General features: G+C 35.4%; 17 protein-coding genes. 6 read left to right on the forward strand and 11 right to left on the reverse strand.

Annotated elements, in window-relative coordinates; genetic code table 11:
* The first annotated feature begins 97 nt into the window (after positions 1–97).
* Positions 98–1,264 carry a M28 family metallopeptidase gene (locus LUA90_RS11360; protein ID WP_231491008.1) on the forward strand — a complete coding sequence of 389 codons (1,167 nt, stop codon included), beginning with the start codon at positions 98–100 and terminating at the stop codon, positions 1,262–1,264.
* Here the strand turns inward: LUA90_RS11360 and LUA90_RS11365 are convergent.
* Positions 1,250–1,837, reverse strand: a complete 588-nt coding sequence (locus LUA90_RS11365; RefSeq protein ID WP_231491009.1) for a DUF6624 domain-containing protein — start codon at positions 1,835–1,837, stop codon at positions 1,250–1,252. The two genes, LUA90_RS11360 and LUA90_RS11365, sit on opposite strands and share 15 nt — an antisense overlap.
* 141 nt (positions 1,838–1,978) lie before the next feature.
* Here LUA90_RS11365 and LUA90_RS11370 point away from each other — a divergent pair, with 141 nt between their 5' ends.
* Positions 1,979–3,049 (forward strand): DUF5694 domain-containing protein, encoded by a 1,071-nt coding sequence (locus tag LUA90_RS11370; RefSeq protein WP_231491010.1) that lies wholly within the window; start codon positions 1,979–1,981, stop codon positions 3,047–3,049.
* 447 nt (positions 3,050–3,496) lie between these two features.
* Here LUA90_RS11370 and LUA90_RS11375 read toward each other — a convergent pair whose 3' ends face one another.
* The 3 genes from LUA90_RS11375 to LUA90_RS11385 all read right to left on the reverse strand — a co-directional run bounded on the left by LUA90_RS11375 (position 3,497) and on the right by LUA90_RS11385 (position 6,033).
* Complete coding sequence (locus tag LUA90_RS11375; protein WP_231491011.1) at positions 3,497–4,186, reverse strand: bifunctional 2-polyprenyl-6-hydroxyphenol methylase/3-demethylubiquinol 3-O-methyltransferase UbiG; 690 nt, start codon at positions 4,184–4,186, stop codon at positions 3,497–3,499.
* A gap of 155 nt (positions 4,187–4,341) precedes the next feature.
* Entirely contained in the window at positions 4,342–5,742 is a 1,401-nt protein-coding gene (locus LUA90_RS11380) for an MBL fold metallo-hydrolase RNA specificity domain-containing protein (RefSeq protein WP_231491012.1), read from the reverse strand.
* A gap of 63 nt (positions 5,743–5,805) precedes the next feature.
* A complete protein-coding gene (locus LUA90_RS11385; protein ID WP_231460399.1) occupies positions 5,806–6,033 on the reverse strand; it encodes a YtxH domain-containing protein in 228 nt (75 codons plus the stop codon).
* Positions 6,034–6,112: 79 nt separating this feature from the next.
* Between LUA90_RS11385 and LUA90_RS11390 the strand changes: the two genes are divergently transcribed.
* A complete protein-coding gene (locus LUA90_RS11390) occupies positions 6,113–6,745 on the forward strand; it encodes an HAD family hydrolase (protein ID WP_231491013.1) in 633 nt (210 codons plus the stop codon).
* A gap of 37 nt (positions 6,746–6,782) precedes the next feature.
* Here the strand turns inward: LUA90_RS11390 and LUA90_RS11395 are convergent, their stop codons facing one another.
* Positions 6,783–8,369, reverse strand: a complete 1,587-nt coding sequence (locus LUA90_RS11395) for a DUF6600 domain-containing protein (RefSeq protein WP_231491014.1) — start codon at positions 8,367–8,369, stop codon at positions 6,783–6,785.
* A gap of 277 nt (positions 8,370–8,646) precedes the next feature.
* Here LUA90_RS11395 and LUA90_RS11400 point away from each other — a divergent pair, with 277 nt between their 5' ends.
* A complete protein-coding gene (locus LUA90_RS11400) occupies positions 8,647–9,348 on the forward strand; it encodes an SAM-dependent methyltransferase (protein ID WP_231460402.1) in 702 nt (233 codons plus the stop codon).
* 54 nt (positions 9,349–9,402) lie between these two features.
* On the opposite strand, the gene nadD is transcribed toward LUA90_RS11400, so the two are convergent.
* The 3 genes from nadD to LUA90_RS11415 form a co-directional block, all read right to left on the reverse strand.
* Positions 9,403–9,975: a nicotinate (nicotinamide) nucleotide adenylyltransferase gene (gene nadD, locus LUA90_RS11405; RefSeq protein WP_231491015.1), complete on the reverse strand. Its 573-nt coding sequence runs from the start codon at positions 9,973–9,975 to the stop codon at positions 9,403–9,405.
* Positions 9,976–10,085: 110 nt separating this feature from the next.
* Positions 10,086–10,655 (reverse strand): guanylate kinase, encoded by a 570-nt coding sequence (gene gmk / locus LUA90_RS11410; RefSeq protein WP_231491016.1) that lies wholly within the window; start codon positions 10,653–10,655, stop codon positions 10,086–10,088.
* Positions 10,656–10,724: 69 nt separating this feature from the next.
* Positions 10,725–11,588 carry a YicC/YloC family endoribonuclease gene (locus LUA90_RS11415; protein WP_231460644.1) on the reverse strand — a complete coding sequence of 288 codons (864 nt, stop codon included), beginning with the start codon at positions 11,586–11,588 and terminating at the stop codon, positions 10,725–10,727.
* A gap of 395 nt (positions 11,589–11,983) precedes the next feature.
* Between LUA90_RS11415 and LUA90_RS11420 the strand changes: the two genes are divergently transcribed.
* Positions 11,984–12,694, forward strand: coding sequence for a hypothetical protein (locus LUA90_RS11420; RefSeq protein ID WP_231491017.1), 711 nt, complete (start codon positions 11,984–11,986; stop codon positions 12,692–12,694).
* 94 nt (positions 12,695–12,788) lie between these two features.
* Here the strand turns inward: LUA90_RS11420 and rnc are convergent, their stop codons facing one another.
* The 3 genes from rnc to LUA90_RS11435 form a co-directional block, all read right to left on the reverse strand.
* On the reverse strand, positions 12,789–13,517 hold the full coding sequence (rnc, locus tag LUA90_RS11425) for a ribonuclease III (RefSeq protein ID WP_231460406.1): 729 nt from the start codon (positions 13,515–13,517) through the stop codon (positions 12,789–12,791).
* 95 nt (positions 13,518–13,612) lie between these two features.
* Complete coding sequence (fabF, locus tag LUA90_RS11430) at positions 13,613–14,866, reverse strand: beta-ketoacyl-ACP synthase II (RefSeq protein ID WP_231460407.1); 1,254 nt, start codon at positions 14,864–14,866, stop codon at positions 13,613–13,615.
* 21 nt (positions 14,867–14,887) lie between these two features.
* Positions 14,888–15,124: an acyl carrier protein gene (locus LUA90_RS11435; RefSeq protein ID WP_008508386.1), complete on the reverse strand. Its 237-nt coding sequence runs from the start codon at positions 15,122–15,124 to the stop codon at positions 14,888–14,890.
* A 157-nt stretch (positions 15,125–15,281) separates the two neighbouring features.
* Between LUA90_RS11435 and LUA90_RS11440 the strand changes: the two genes are divergently transcribed.
* A complete protein-coding gene (locus tag LUA90_RS11440) occupies positions 15,282–15,701 on the forward strand; it encodes an IPExxxVDY family protein (RefSeq protein WP_231460408.1) in 420 nt (139 codons plus the stop codon).
* Positions 15,702–15,769 lie beyond the last annotated feature (68 nt).

Raw genomic sequence — 15,769 nt, forward strand, 5'->3', positions numbered from 1 at the left:
ATTCTAAATCTTTGCTTACATAACATATTATTGAAGCCGTTTGACCTAAAATTAAACGGCTTTTATTTTGATTTAATTACATTTATTAAATTGCGGTATGCAAATCTCCACCTTAAGAAAAACCCTGTTCCTTTTATGTTTGTGCTGCTCATTAAATACATTCGCTCAAGATTCTACCTACACGCGTAGCCTGATTAAAACCTTAACATCTAAAGCATTTTGGGGCAGGGGTTACACAAAAAATGGAATGGCTAAAGCAGCCGAGTTTATCGCTTCAGAGTATAAAAAAATAGGTGTTTTGCCAATGGGCGATAAATATAAACAGGATTTTAGTTTTCCGGTTAATACTTTCCCGGGTATAATGAGCCTTAATATTGATGGCAAAAAACTTATTGCTGGTAGAGATTTTATAATAAGCCCCGAAAGCATTGGTAAGAAAAGCGTTATTGATAAAATTAAAGACAGTTTAAATTTATCGGATACTACAAGTTTAACCATTAAAGTTGTTGATAAATTAACCTGGTCGGTTGCACAAAAAACTACAGATTGGACAACAATAAGTGTTAAAAAATCGGCCATTAAACAACCATTTAATTCGGTGAAGGTTGATATAGAAAATCACTTCATACGCGATTTTAAAGCTTCAAATGTAGTTGGAATGGTTAAGGGTACCAAATACCCCGATTCTGTTTTAATGATTACAGCACATTACGACCATTTAGGCGGAATGGGTGCAAACACTTATTTCCCTGGTGCAAATGATAATGCAGCGGGTGTTGCAACTTTGCTAAGTTTAGCTAAATACTATGCGGCAAATCCGCAGCCTTATTCTATTGGTTTTATATGTTTTGCTGCAGAAGAAGCCGGTTTATTAGGTTCCAAATATTTTGTAGAGCATCCATTGGTTGCATTGAGCAATATTAAGTTTTTAATAAACTTAGATTTAGTTGGAACAGGTGAAGGTGGAATGACCGTTGTAAATGCAAGCGTTTATCCAAAAGCTTTTGCTTTACTTAACGAAATTAACAATTCTGAAAATCTGATTTCTAAAATAAACCAAAGAGGAAAAGCAGCCAATAGCGACCATTATTTCTTTACTGAAAGTGATGTACCTGCATTTTTCTTTTACACTCAAGGCGGACCAAGCGCATATCATGACGTGTTAGACGTAGAAAAAAATCTTCCTTTAACGGAATACAATGATTTATTTAAATTGATTGTCAGTTTTAATAATAGGTTGATGGTTAACTTAACGGTTAAATAACTTTAAATATTCGGCCAAAGTAGAAAGCCCAACAGATTTTCTTCTTGAATCTACCTGATCAGGATTCTCTATTGGAAAAGGTTGGCTTTTCTTGAGTGCTGCATTATAACGTACCTGTGTTCCATAAATCTGTTTTTTACCTTCGCTAACCAAAACCCTATCCTTTAGCATCGCATTATTTGAAGCTGAAGCGTTCTTAAGTTTCACTTCTTTATCCATAAGAAAAAGTGCCTTCTTTTGAAAAGCTAAGTCTTCATCGCAGTGCTGAATGATTGACCAAAACTTATTACTGCCTTCTGAACCGACCAAACTATATCCAGGAAAACCATATTTGGCTGTAATCTCTTTTGCCAATCTCAAATTGATACTATCGGTTTCAGCCAGTTTTTTATTTATAATATTTTCATTAAAATCAGACTTTTCACCAAAATTTATTTTGTTGTATTCTGTTCGCCATTTCTGGTCTTCTTCAAACATTGCTGATATTTTATTTACTAAAACAGAATTAAGTTTTTGTTGCCCTGCTGCAGATAATGAAATTAAAGACAACACAATCATTATTGAAAATCTCATATAACTAATTTTTTAGGTAATTTACTTATTTCATTTTAAATAACCTATTGGGATAAAATTTTAACCCGTTGGGATAATTAAATAGCTGCATTTATATCTTCTTAACATCTTTGAATCAACAAATCAAAAACAAGATTCCTTATGCAAAAGATACACAACATCTGCTTATCCCTACTATTCATTATTAGTTCGGCATTAACTTCAAAAGCACAAATCGAAATCGTTATTGTTGGCTCGAGCCATAACAATACTAATTCAAAACAAAATTTTCAGGCGGTTATTGATAGATTAAAAAACTTTAAACCGGATATGGTTTTTGGAGAATACATACCAGCCGCAGACTATGCAAAACTAGATGATGATAATTGGGCGAAAAAAGGGTTTAAGAAAAAACTGGATTATGTAAATAAATTAAATCCCGAGCCGGTAAAAACCACATCAAATTTTATTAATAAAAGTCAAAAAGCCTTGGCTTCATTTCCATACTATCATAAAACAAGAATGAATTTGGCCGTTGCTTATGCTAAAAATTGGGACCGTGGGAACTTTGATTATCAAGTATATGTTTTAGAAAACTACATGAAACAGAATTTTGGCAAAGAAGAAAAAGCAGCCTACGATAAAATGTTTGGAAGTATAGATTCTCTAAAAAAACTTGGCGTAATCAGACCAGGAAGTGAATACAATAAAATTTATTTCCCATTAATTTACCAATTAGGGCAAAATCAAATTTATAATATGGATTGCCAGACTTACGATAAACCATGGGGAATTGCCTGGGGTAAAACAGACTCTCTTATTAAAATCCTTTCTGCGAAGGCAAAGGCTGATACACTTTCTGCCGAAGCTAAAACCGTAAAAGCAATCGAAAAAGCTTCTAGCTATGCAGATGGTGAAGAACAAAAATTTATGGCAGATGAGTACGCAGGTATGAATAGTTTAAAATATGCAGAACTTGATGAGGTTTGGAATTTTTACGGTGGAAGAAAATTTTATGGCTATGCAGGCTTCCCAACCGAAACGGTTAAAGAAATGATTGCACAATGGACACTGAGAAATGAAGGCATGTGTAAAAATATTTTAGAACAGGCAAAAGCAAAAAACGCTAAAAGAATTGTGGTTGGCGTTGGTGCATCTCATCGCAAAATTATGGAAGAAATTTTAGCCAAAAACAGTAATGTTAAAATTATTAACTATAACGATTTAAAGTAGTATTTAAACCTATTTACTGCATCATTGCGAGGCACGAATCAATCTTCCACAAATGAGATTGCATTGTGCCTCGCAATGACGCGATTATAGATAATCGTCTTTCTGAACTTGTTTCAGAATCTCTTCAATTAAATTATTAGAAAATTAAAGTTTGATTTCAATGGCGGCTTGTAGTCCCGCCAAACACTTTACTTCACTGCGTTCCGTGTTCGTTAATGTCGGGTTTAGGCACATAGATTTGTGCACAAAATGTTTCAACAAAAGCACAGCTTTATTTAAATAGCCCCGACATAACGAAAATCCTTTTGGTAACTCAAAAGTTCAAATTGTACAAACTTTAACCAAAAGATTGCAGTATTGGCGGGACTGCTGCGACCTATTCTTACTGCTTTTGCGCTACAAATCGTTTAAGAAACTAATTTGTAATAACTTGTAATTATTAGAATGCTACAACTTTGCCAACACCAACCGAACCAAATATTGGTCTTCATCATCATCAAAAACAATTTCGCTAACCCAACCGGTTTCTTTTGCAATTTCGGCTATGGTTTGCTGGTCGATGTATAACCATTTAAACCAGTTTCCTTTCTCACCTTTATATTCATATTGATAAGAAACCTCTCCGTAATATTGGTTTTGAGGTTTAGGCAAATCTTCATATAGATATGCAATATCTGAAGTATCAAATAAAACCTGCCCATCAGGATTTAGCAGTGATTTTAGTTTAATTAAAAAATCTTTAAAACCAGGCAAAGTTCCCGTTAAACCGATGCCATTCATCAACATTAAAATGGTATCGAACTTTTCTGTGTAGTTAAAAATATCTTGATGAAGCGCATTTTTAACGCCTCTGTCTTTCATAATTTTCACCGCAGCTTCAGATATATCAATTGCGGTAACATCAACATTAAAAGCCTGTAAAACCAATGCATGGCTTCCCACACCAGCGCCAATATCCAATACTTTACCATTACACATCTGCAAGGCCTGCAACTCTAGTACCGGCATATCTTCATCATCTCGAAAGAAAAAATCTACAGGCATTTCCTCTGGCTCACCATAAGAATTGTGTAGCCAAAGTATATCTGCTTCGCCAGATTTATAAAAATCAGTAATTGCTTTACCAAAAACATCCATAGGGCAAAGATAAAAAAAATGGAAGATGTGGGATGGAAAATGGAACAAAGCTAATGATGGAAATTAGTCATGTTGTTCTGCAAAAGAGCCACATATTAACAGATTTTAAATAAATATGAATCTGAAAATTTGTGGCGAAAAAATTTTGAGCGAAGTTATCCTAATTCAAATTCCTGATGATACTCTGGAATAGCTACATGCTTAAAACCATGGTTTTTTAATCGCTCTGCGAAATTTTGCTGTACTTCATATTCACCATGAACAAGGAAAATTTGTTTCACTTTTTGAGGGTCCTGGCCAGATAAAAATTGAAGTAAATCTTCGTAATCGCCATGCGCACTCATAGATTTTATAGAGCGAACTTCAGCCTTTACTTCGTAATCATCGTTAAAAATATCTACAATTTTTTGCCCGGCAATCAAACGGCCGCCTAATGATGATGGCTCGCAATAACCAACCATTAGAATTGTATTTTTAAAATTGCTAATGTTATTTCTTATATGATGTTTCACGCGGCCAGCTTCTGCCATTCCTGATGAGGAAATAATTACACATGGTCTTGGATCGGCATTTAAAGCTTTCGATTCTTCAACACTTTCGATAAAGCGCAAACCTTTAAAGGAAAAAATATCTTTATCAATCTTTAAAACTTCTTTAACACCATTATTATAAACTTCAGGATGATTTTTTAAAATTTCTGTGGCTTTTGATGATAATGGGCTATCAACAAAATACTTAACATCAGGAAGTTTGTGCTTTAATTCTAAGCTATTTAATGCATATAAAAGCTCTTGCGTTCTACCTACACTAAATGCCGGAATAATAACTTTACCCTTTTTTACATTACAGGTATTGTTGATCACTTGGTAAAGCATATCCTCAATTGGGTCTAAATCTTTGTGAAGCGAATCGCCATAGGTAGATTCCATCAATATATAATCTGCCTGGCTAAATTGTTGCGGACTTTTCAATAACAAATCGCCATAGCGGCCAACATCGCCACTAAAAGTAATTTTTGTAGCCTTGCCATCTTCAGTTATTGTTAAATGAACCGCTGCACTACCTAAAATATGACCAGCATCGGTAAATTTTAAACGGATATCGGGCTGAATTTCAAAATCCTCTTCGTAATCAACAATCTTCATCAATCCAACCGTTTTGGTTACATCATCATCTGTATAAAGAGGCTCTTCCTTTTCTTGTCCGGGTTTTAGGTGGCGGTTGGAGAATTCGGCATCTTGCATTTGTATTTTGGCCGAATCCATCATCAGGATTCTAGCTAAATCCATAGTAGCAGCGGTACAAAATATTTTACCGTTAAAGCCTTCGGCTACCAAACGTGGCAATAAACCACAATGATCGATATGCGCATGCGATAAAACCAGATAGGTTATTTTTTTAGGGTCGAAACCAAAAAAGCCGTTAAGCTTATCGGTAATATGTCCCATGCCTTGAAATAGGCCACAGTCTAATAGTATTTGAGTGTTGTTTTTGAGCGTAATAAGGTGCTTACTGCCCGTAACTGTTCGAGCAGCACCATGAAATGCGATTTTCATTTTTGATGGTTAGAAATTATAATTGAATAAAAATGCCAGAATTATCCGGCATCTCCAATTATTTTAAGCTTTAATTTCAGAAACTTTATCTTTCACTTTATCTGCAACATCTGTTGCTTTGCCTACTAAATCTGATATTTTATCTTTTGATGAATCTAACAAGTCGCTAAACCAATCTGAAAGTTTATTTTTAACATCATTGTTCGAATCTGAAGATAATGCTAACGCGATTGTTGCACCCAATGCTGCTCCGGCTAATACGCCTACTATAATTTTTGTTTCCTTTGTCATAATCTTAATTTTTAATTAATAAACATAAATTAGCGCTTGCTGTTTTTATTTTTTTTAATCTTACAAAAACCAATCCATAATGAAAAAAATTTTCTTCGTTGATTTAGATAATACCATTTATTTCACAAAACCAAACGAACAACAATTAATGGGTGGGCTTTACGCAGTTTTAGAAAACCAAGATTTAGGTATTTCTGTAGATGAATATCAAATGGCAAAAACAGAGATGCTCAAAACGCCATTTCAAAAGGTTGCTGCTAAATACGGTTTTAAACAAACTGCAATTGATAATGCAGTAAAATATCTGGTAACAGGAGAAGTTACTGAACCATTGAGTACATCAGAAGATTACCATTACATCAAAAATTTAATAGGAAGAAAATTTATTGTAACTGCCGGGTTTTTAAGAAAACAGACCACTAAAGTAAAAATGTTAGGTATTAGCGATGATTTTGAAGAATTATATGTTGTAGATGTAACCACATCAAATCAAACCAAAAAAGATGCTTTCGAAGCATTGATAAAAAAACATAAGCTAAATCCGGAAGAAATATTAGTTATTGGTGATGATGCAGAATCAGAAATAAAATACGGATTGGAATTGGGGCTTTCTACCTTTCTTTTAGACCCGGAAAACCTTCATCCGAATGCAAAAACCACCTTCCGGGGAAAGGATTTAAGCGAACTTCATAAAGCGGCGGGGCAGGCATAAAAAAGTCCCGAACTTCATCGGGACTTTCATTATTGAATTATCCTCTGCCACCTCTACCAGGCCGGCCACTCTCACTACTTCTTTCACCACCACCTCTATTTTGCTGTTGCGGCTGTGCTTGTTGCCTGGTTTCCGCAGGGCGCTCCATTCTTTGCTGACGTTGCTGCTGAACTTGCTCATTTCTTTGCTGCTGCATTTGTTGCGAACGTTCTTGTTGTTGTTGACGTTGTTGCTGCATTTGCTCGCTACGTTGCGCTCTTTGTTGTTCCATTTGCTGGCGTTGCTGATCAACTTGTTGAGAACGCTGCATCTGCTCATTTCTTTGCTGTTGCATTTGCTGTGAACGTTCTTGTTGCTGGCGTTGCTGTTGCACCTGCTCGCTACGTTGAGCCCTTTGTTGATCCATTTGTTGGCGCTGCTGCTGCATTTGGTCATTACGCTGTGCATTCTGCTGGTCGCGATTTGCTCTCTCCTGCTGACTGCGTTGCTGCATTTGCTGAATGCGTTCCTGATCACGATTTCCCTGCTCTCTTGTTCTGTCGTTCGCTTGTCGGTTCCTTTGGTCAGTATTACCTAAATTCTGGTTACCTCTATCAGTTCTTCCATTCGCATCGCGACTATTAACATCCGGACGATTGTTCGGTTGATTATCTCTCCGATTATCTACAGCACCATTATCTCGTCTGTTGGGTTGGGTCATTCTGTTATCGTTTCTATCTCCAAATCGATTATCATTTCTGTTTCCATCTCTTTGATCGCGATTCGCATAACCTGTTTCTCCCCTTCCATTTCTGTTAAAGCCGGCATTGCCTTGCTCAAATTTTCTGGGTGCCGCGTTGCGGTTATCAACACCGTTACGTTCTGGTCTTGGACGATAAATAGATACTGCTCTATCATTAATTCTTCCTGCACCTGGTCTGTTACTTTGCTCAAAACGATAAACCCTTACATCTCTGTTAGTAGCTCTTCTAATATCTTCTACCCTCGGCCCACCATAATAACTTCTTCTGTTATAAACATAAGTGTTATTTATAATTGTAGTATTGCGGATGTAAACATTATTCCTTCCATAATCATATCTAGGAAATCTGTTGATATAAATATTAGTTTGAGGGATAAAATTCCAGCAAAACTCCGGCACAACATAACGGCGACCAAAGCTTAAATTTATATTAATAGATGGTGCCATCGGAGCCCAACCGTAATATCCATCGCCACTTCTCCAGTCAACCCATGCTGGTCCCCAATTTGTATCAGGAAGCCAAATCCATTGTCTGTAATTATTGATTACCCATCTTCCATAGTGAAATGGCGCCCAGCCCCAGTCGTAATTAGAAACCCATGTGTTACCATATTCAGTCATTACCCAACGGCCGTTAGTGTAGTATGGGCGAAAATCATCCTGATCTACATCCGGACGCCAAACATAACCATATTGAGGGTCTTGAATCCAGGTACCATACGGCGAAAGCTCATCATAAAATGTTTGCATAGAAACATTTCCTGTATTGTAACGATCGTTCTGGTAATTGTCATCATAGCCTTGTGCCCGGGCGAGGGTTGTGGTTCCGGCAAGGAGCGAAAAAAGCCCCAGCACAAGTGCCGTAGTTTTCAGTGTTTTCATTTGTGTGTTTATTTTAATAACCTAATGTGTGTGTAACAATTAGAGCACCAATTTTAATTTTAGTTTAATATGCTAGCATAGTTTATTTAAATATTTAAAATATTGGCTTGCAGGGCATATTTTACTTATTATTAACGATTTGGGTAGTTATTAATTGTGCAGAAAATAAGTCGATCTGCAATAAAATTTGCTACACCACTGTTTATAAAAAAGAATATATTGTTATCAATATAAATTTTAGAACATATATTTTATTTATTGTAAGTATTTTTGCGATATGCAAAATGGCACCTTATACTTAATACCTGTACCGCTGGCAGAAGAAGCAGCTGCAAAAACTTTCACACCTTATCTGGTAGAAACAATTAATCAAATTGATACCTATATTGTTGAAAATAGCAAAACTGCCCGAAGATTTTTGAAAGAAGCTGGTTTAAAAACTGCTCAAAAGGATTTAATTGTACATGATTATGGTAAACATAACCGAAACGATTTAAATCAATTTTTCCATGAATTAAAAGCTGGTAAAGATGTTGGCTTAATGAGTGAAGCAGGTTGCCCGGGCATTGCAGATCCTGGTGCAGATATCGTTGCTGAAGCACACAAAAGAGGTATTAAAGTAGTTCCATTGGTTGGTCCGAGTTCAATTCTTTTAGCGCTGATGGCATCTGGTTTTAACGGACAAAGTTTTGCATTTTGGGGATATTTACCTATTGATAAAGAACAACGCACCAAACGCATTAAAGATTTGGATTTATCAGCGAGCCGTTACAAACAAACTCAAATTTTTATAGAAACTCCTTTTCGAAACAATCAAATGCTGGAAGAGGTATTAAAAAGTTGCAAGCCAAATACCCAGCTTTGCATTGCCTCCAATTTAACTGCCGAAGATGAGTTTATAAAAACACAAAGTGTTTACAATTGGCGCAAAGAGCAGATAGATTTGCATAAAAAACCAACGATATTTTTGCTGTACTAAGTAGATTAAAGAGCGAGTTAAGGCAAATTACAATTTCCTTAATTATCGCTCTTTTTATTTATACATGCCTTTGCTGTCAATAAAGTCGATTACTTTATCCGGCAGGAAATACTGAACATTTTTGTTTTCTTTTATCGCTTTACGGATAAATGTAGAAGATATTCCCATAAGCGGCGTATTGGTAAAAGTTATAGATGGATGGTTTTCCCATTCGGTAACATCGGCACCGGGCCGTGGGTAAACGAAAATCTGATAATCCTTTAGCAAAACCTCGTAGTTCTTCCATTTTTTAAAAGAAACCAGATTATCGGCACCCATAATTAATACAAAATCATTTTTAGGGTAACGCTCTTTTAGATGGATCAGCGTATCAATAGTATAAGATGGCTGAGGCAAACTAAACTCAATATTGCTCACACGTAAATTTAGGGCATTTTCGGTTGCTAGAGTTGCCATTTCAAACCTATCGTACATATTAGCCAAACCACTTTTCTCTTTCAAAGGATTATGTGGCGATACAACCAACCATACTTCATCCAGATTAGTATGATTGGCCATATAGTTGGCAATAATTAAATGACCGGTGTGTATTGGATTATAAGAACCGAAGAATAAACCTATTTTCATTTGGAAGTTTTAGTTTATTAAAACGTCATTGCGAGGCACGAAACAATCTCTCTAACAAATAGATTACTTCGTACCTCGCAATGACGACTGTTTATTTTTAGACTAAAAAATTATCTCTTTAAAAAATCCCCTACCAGCTTTTCAGCTTCCGCACAAGCCGTTTCTAAATCGAAATTCTTTAAAATCACATCAAATTTATCAGCGTAAAGCAATTCTTTTTCGGCCTTCACAAAACGTTCCTGAAGTTTTTCTACGCTGTCTGTACCGCGTCCGCTTAAACGTTCTTTCAAAACCTCTAAAGATGGTGGCTGCACAAATATAGCCAAAGCATCATCTTCATATTTTCTCTTCAAACGAAGTCCACCTTCTACATCAATATCAAAAATAACGTGTTTATCGTCATTCCAGATACGTTCAATTTCCGACCTCAAAGTTCCGTAGAAAGTTCCATTGTACACTTCTTCAAATTCTACAAATTCCTGGTGCGCAACCTTATGTAAAAACTCCTCTTTAGAGATGAAATAATAATCGTTCTCGTGTTTTTCAGCGCCTCTCGATTCGCGAGTTGTTGCAGAAATAGAGAAGCTTAATTCAGGAAACTTTTTAAGTAAATGATGAACTATTGTAGTTTTACCTGCTCCTGATGGTGCTGAAAATATAATTAATTTGCCTTGTTTCATTCTGTTAAGCATAAAGCTTAAAGCAAAAAGTCCAAAGCTTTAGCCTTTGAGCTTATTGCTTTAAGCTTTTTATAATACATTTAATAACTGTTCTTTAATCTTTTCTAATTCTTCTTTCATGCCCACAACAAACTGCTGCATTTGCGCATCATTTGCTTTCGCCCCCATTGTATTTATCTCTCTGCCAATTTCCTGCGAGATAAAGCCCAATTTTTTACCATTTGCCTCTTTACTTCCCAAGGTTTGTAAAAAATAATCGCAATGACTTTTCAAACGGGTTTTTTCTTCAGTAATGTCGATTTTATCAATGTAATAAATCAGCTCTTGTTCAAACCTATTTTGGTCGATATTAACCTTTCCAACAGCCTCTTCTAAAAAGCTAGAAAACTTATCGCGAATTGCTGTAATTCTTTTAGGTTCAAGTTCTTCTACAGATTTAAAATAAGATAAAATATTTTTTATCCTTAACTCCAAATCAGCCTTTAAAACAGCACCTTCGTCAGTTCTAAATTTGTTAAAATTAACTAATGCCTCATTAAAGATTTTATATAATTCATTCCATTCATCTTCACTAACGCTCTCCTCTTTGTAACTAATTACCTCCGGAAAAGTGAGCGCCGTTTGTAATAAATTATTACTATTTGCCTGTAATTCGTTATTAACGGCCAGTAATTGGTTATAATAATGCGTAAGTAATGCGGTGTTGATACTTGCTCCAGTAACCTCACCAGAATTTCTATCTACAGTAATGCTTAAGCTAACTTTACCACGCTCAATATCTTTGCTGCAAATGTTTCGCAGAATTAATTCTTTATCAGAAAAAGCTTTAGGATATTTTAAATTCAGCTCAAGAAACTTGCTGTTTAGCGATTTGATTTCGACACTATACTTAGCATTTGCATAATCAGCTGATGCCAGTCCGTATCCTGTCATGGATTTTATCATGCGCAAAGGTAAGAAAAATTTGATGTTTTTCAGACTGCAAAATGCCCTATATAATTCCTCAAAATTATTTTTTGAAGCGCAAGAACTGTGTTTCATGGCAAATGCAGTCCCGCCAATGCTCCAATCTTTTGGCTTAACTAACGAAGTTTTACAAGCATCTTCATTATAGACTTCATAAATTTAAAGCGCCAAAAGTATTTCCGCTAATGTCGGGGCTAAGTAATTCTTGAAGTGGTTTTTGGCTCCTTTTAAAAAATATGGAGGCAAATAGCTTTAACAAATGCAGCGTATAGTTATAAAATACAAACAATTAATAAGCGTTAACGTTTTTTTAACAGTTTACTTCAGCAGCAATTGTTAATTTTACCAGAAAATACCGCTAAATGAATTTCAAATACCTTTTTATTTTATTAGTCACGGTTACAACTATGAGCCTATCATCAAAAGCTCAGGATTTTATTGTGAAAGGTGTTGTGTTTGAAAAAGGTGCTAATGTTAGGGTAGCGCTGGCAAATATTACCAATGTACGCACAAAAACGGGCGTTACCAGTAATGATTTGGGGATGTTTCAAATCAGAGCGGCAGTTGGAGATACACTTTTAATCAGCAAAACATATTTAAACGACCAAAGGATTATTATTCATGGTCAGCAAGATATTTTAATTTATCTGGTACGAGGCAGTACAGTTTTAAACGACGTAACTATTTATGGCAATACTAAAAAGCAGGATTTAGCAGAAATAAGCCGGGAATTTAAAAACAAAGGCGTTTACAATGGTGGCAAATCTTCCATTCTATCATCTGTGTTCCATCCATTAAATGCTGTTTATAATTTATTCGGTAAAGACCCAAAAAATGCCAGAAGATTTGGTCGCTATGCAGATAATGAAATTAAGCAATCGCAAATTGATGTTTACTTCAATCCTTCTATAATCAAAAATAATACAGAATTAAGAGGTGATACGTTAGAAAAATACATGATTGATTATCGCCCTGAATATCAAAAAGTACAATATTGGAATAGCTACGATTATATCAAATACATCAAAGAAACCTCTAAGAAATTTACCGATACTTTAGGGAAAGGAAAATAAGTTTTTTGTTGTGTTTTAATTCTGGCAAGTCAGTCAATCTTTTAAAGCTTCTGATAACGCCAAATTAAGCAGTTTAACAAAATTCAAAGTCAAATTAGATAGAAAGCGCTTCACAAGCCTTTTCGGCGGCTAGTTTCTCAGCGTTCTTTTTATTATAATCTCTGCCAATGCCAACCTTTTCGCCTTCAACAACAGCGCTAATGGTAAAGAGCTTATTGCTTTCGCCTTCACCATTTTCTACCAATTCAAAGATGATATCTTTACCGTGTCTTTGGCACCATTCAATAAGTTTGCTCTTGAAATTAGTTTCCGTTAACTCAAGTGTATGAATATCAATATGGGGCTTAACAATCCTTCGTAGTAAAAACTCTTTGGTAAAATTGTAGCCTTTATCCATGTATATTGCGCCAATTATAGCTTCAAAGGCATCGCCTAACATAGAATTATGCTTTGTTTGAATACTTACTGAGCGCTGATCAAATTGAATCATCTTATCAAAACCCATCTTTTTAGCAAGCTGATTAAGATTTGCCCGATTTACAATTTTAGATCGCATTTCAGTTAAAAAGCCTTCTTCCTTGTATGGATAATGCTTAAAAAGTAATTCAGCAATAACTGAACCCAGTACGGCATCGCCTAAAAACTCTAACCTTTCATTGCTACTTCTACTACCGTTTTTTAAAACTTTTGCTGCAGAGCGATGCCTGAACGCCATTTTATATAGCGTTACATTACCTGGTATAAACCCAAGAATATTCTTTAGCTTTTTAACAAATTCCTTTTCGGGAGAGATGTAAAGTTTATATAATTTTAATATCGGCATTAAATAAATAACAGAATTAGTGGCTTAAGAGCATATTTAACTAAGTTATCTAATTTTAACTAGCATACAAAATTATGTAGCAAGGGCTGATAAAATTAATCTTCGTACTTTTTGAAAATTACTGAAGCATTATGACCACCGAAACCAAATGTATTACTTAAAGCAGCTCTAACAGTACGTTTTTGAGCCTTATTAAATGTGAAATTCAATTTTGGATCAAATTGCGGATCATCTGTAAAGTGATTAATTGTTGGAGGAACAATATCATTTTTAACAGCAAGAATTGCAGCAATTGCTTCAATAGCGCCAGCAGCACCAAGTAAATGCCCGGTCATTGATTTAGTAGAACTGATGTTTAACCTGTAAGCATCTTCACCAAATAAATCACCAATAGCCTTGGTTTCACTAATATCTCCAAGCGGAGTAGAAGTTCCGTGAACGTTAATGTAATCAATATCTGCAGTTGTTAATCCTGCATCTTTCATAGCGTTAGACATTACCATTCTGGCACCTAAACCTTCGGGATGCGGAGCTGTAATGTGATTTGCATCAGCGCTCATTCCACCACCAACAAGTTCGGCATAAATTTTTGCACCTCTTGCTTTAGCATGTTCAAGTTCTTCCAAAATAATAGTTCCGGCGCCTTCACCAGCAACAAAACCATCGCGATCTTTATCGAATGGACGTGAAGCCGTTTGCGGATCATCGTTACGTGTAGATAATGCATGCATGGCATTAAAACCACCCATTCCTGCTTCGTTAATGATAGCCTCAGAACCACCGCTGATGATAACATCTGCCATACCCAAACGGATATAGTTGAATGCATCAATCATTGCGTTTGTAGAAGAAGCACATGCCGAAACAGTTGCAAAATTTGGCCCACGCAAGCCATACTTAATTGAGATATGCCCTGGAGCAATATCCACAATCATTTTAGGAATAAAAAATGGATTGTATCTTGGCGTACCATCTCCTTTGGCGAAATTTGAAATTTCATCCAAAAAAGTTTTCAATCCACCGATGCCTGCGCCCCAAATTACACCAATACGGTTGGTATCCAATTTCTCAAAATCGAATCCTCCATCTTTAACGGCTTCTTCGGTAGCCACAAGAGCATACTGTACAAACGGATCTAGCTTGCGAGCTTCCTTTTTCTCCAAAAAATCTTCAGGATTAAAGTTTTTTACTTCACAAGCGAATTTAGTTTTAAACTTTTCAGTATTAAAACCCACAATAGGAGCAGCGCCACTCACCCCGTTAGTCAATCCTTCCCAAAAATCGGGAACATTATTGCCTATAGGAGTGAGCGCACCCAACCCTGTTACTACTACTCTTTTTAATTCCATTTATACTGAAAAAGCGTAATTCTATTTAACGTTTTTTTCCAAATAAGCAATCGCTTGACCAACTGTACCGATGGTTTCAGCCTGATCATCAGGAATAGCTACATTGAATTCTTTTTCAAATTCCATAATTAACTCTACGGTATCTAAAGAATCTGCACCTAAATCGTTGGTGAATGAAGCCTCTGGCGTAACTTCGCTTTCGTCAACACCTAGTTTTTCTACGATAATAGCCTTAACTCTTGAAGCAATATCAGACATAATTTTATAATTTAATGGTTAAATAATTCTGTGCAAAGAAAAATAAATTCTTACAATTTTCAAATGTTTTTATTTCGACACCTAAATTTGGCTCTGAAATAACAAGCGAATATAGAATTAGTTTTTTAATTTCGTTCTGTAAATAATTTATTTCGCCTTGAATAAAACTTACCTAAAATTAACCTTAGACCTTGATTTTACACTAATTGCGGTAACTGCCCCGTTAAAAGACTATGTGTTATGCCACAAAATTAATACGCGTTTAAACACTCACTTTGAGAAGATAGACGACCATGAAATATTTTTTAACATTGACGAACCAGCCTGGTATTTTTCTAAATATTACTTTTTTGTTGAGGAAGGAGAAACAGAATATTACCTGATAAGTAATAAAAGCAGCGATGGAATTTTGGTTCCGGAAATGAATAATGTTGATTTTTTTATTATCATTAAAGAATTTATTGATAAGGAAGATTTGAATTATTTAATAAATGGATTAAACAAACTGCCTGATATTCAGGTGGCTGCAAAAATAGACCCCACCAAACTTAAATCGAAAGAGAATTTGGTAATATAAAAATTATATACTTGGTGTATTAATTACACTATATTTGAGGGTTATAAAAAACTGTACAAAACAAATTA

Source organism: Pedobacter sp. Leaf170 (genome assembly GCF_920984665.1).
In the GTDB taxonomy this organism is placed as follows: Bacteria; Bacteroidota; Bacteroidia; order Sphingobacteriales; family Sphingobacteriaceae; genus Pedobacter.

Excerpts from the sequence above, each read along its gene's own strand:
- LUA90_RS11360 (WP_231491008.1), top strand. The coding sequence starts at position 98 with ATGCAAATCTCCACCTTAAGAAAAACCCTGTTCCTTTTATGTTTGTGC.
- LUA90_RS11365 (WP_231491009.1), bottom strand. The coding sequence starts at position 1,837 with ATGAGATTTTCAATAATGATTGTGTTGTCTTTAATTTCATTATCTGCA.
- LUA90_RS11370 (WP_231491010.1), top strand. The coding sequence starts at position 1,979 with ATGCAAAAGATACACAACATCTGCTTATCCCTACTATTCATTATTAGT.
- LUA90_RS11375 (WP_231491011.1), bottom strand. The coding sequence starts at position 4,186 with ATGGATGTTTTTGGTAAAGCAATTACTGATTTTTATAAATCTGGCGAA.
- LUA90_RS11380 (WP_231491012.1), bottom strand. The coding sequence starts at position 5,742 with ATGAAAATCGCATTTCATGGTGCTGCTCGAACAGTTACGGGCAGTAAG.
- LUA90_RS11385 (WP_231460399.1), bottom strand. The coding sequence starts at position 6,033 with ATGACAAAGGAAACAAAAATTATAGTAGGCGTATTAGCCGGAGCAGCA.
- LUA90_RS11390 (WP_231491013.1), top strand. The coding sequence starts at position 6,113 with ATGAAAAAAATTTTCTTCGTTGATTTAGATAATACCATTTATTTCACA.
- LUA90_RS11395 (WP_231491014.1), bottom strand. The coding sequence starts at position 8,369 with ATGAAAACACTGAAAACTACGGCACTTGTGCTGGGGCTTTTTTCGCTC.
- LUA90_RS11400 (WP_231460402.1), top strand. The coding sequence starts at position 8,647 with ATGCAAAATGGCACCTTATACTTAATACCTGTACCGCTGGCAGAAGAA.
- nadD (WP_231491015.1), bottom strand. The coding sequence starts at position 9,975 with ATGAAAATAGGTTTATTCTTCGGTTCTTATAATCCAATACACACCGGT.
- gmk (WP_231491016.1), bottom strand. The coding sequence starts at position 10,655 with ATGAAACAAGGCAAATTAATTATATTTTCAGCACCATCAGGAGCAGGT.
- LUA90_RS11415 (WP_231460644.1), bottom strand. The coding sequence starts at position 11,588 with ATGACAGGATACGGACTGGCATCAGCTGATTATGCAAATGCTAAGTAT.
- LUA90_RS11420 (WP_231491017.1), top strand. The coding sequence starts at position 11,984 with ATGAATTTCAAATACCTTTTTATTTTATTAGTCACGGTTACAACTATG.
- rnc (WP_231460406.1), bottom strand. The coding sequence starts at position 13,517 with ATGCCGATATTAAAATTATATAAACTTTACATCTCTCCCGAAAAGGAA.
- fabF (WP_231460407.1), bottom strand. The coding sequence starts at position 14,866 with ATGGAATTAAAAAGAGTAGTAGTAACAGGGTTGGGTGCGCTCACTCCT.
- LUA90_RS11435 (WP_008508386.1), bottom strand. The coding sequence starts at position 15,124 with ATGTCTGATATTGCTTCAAGAGTTAAGGCTATTATCGTAGAAAAACTA.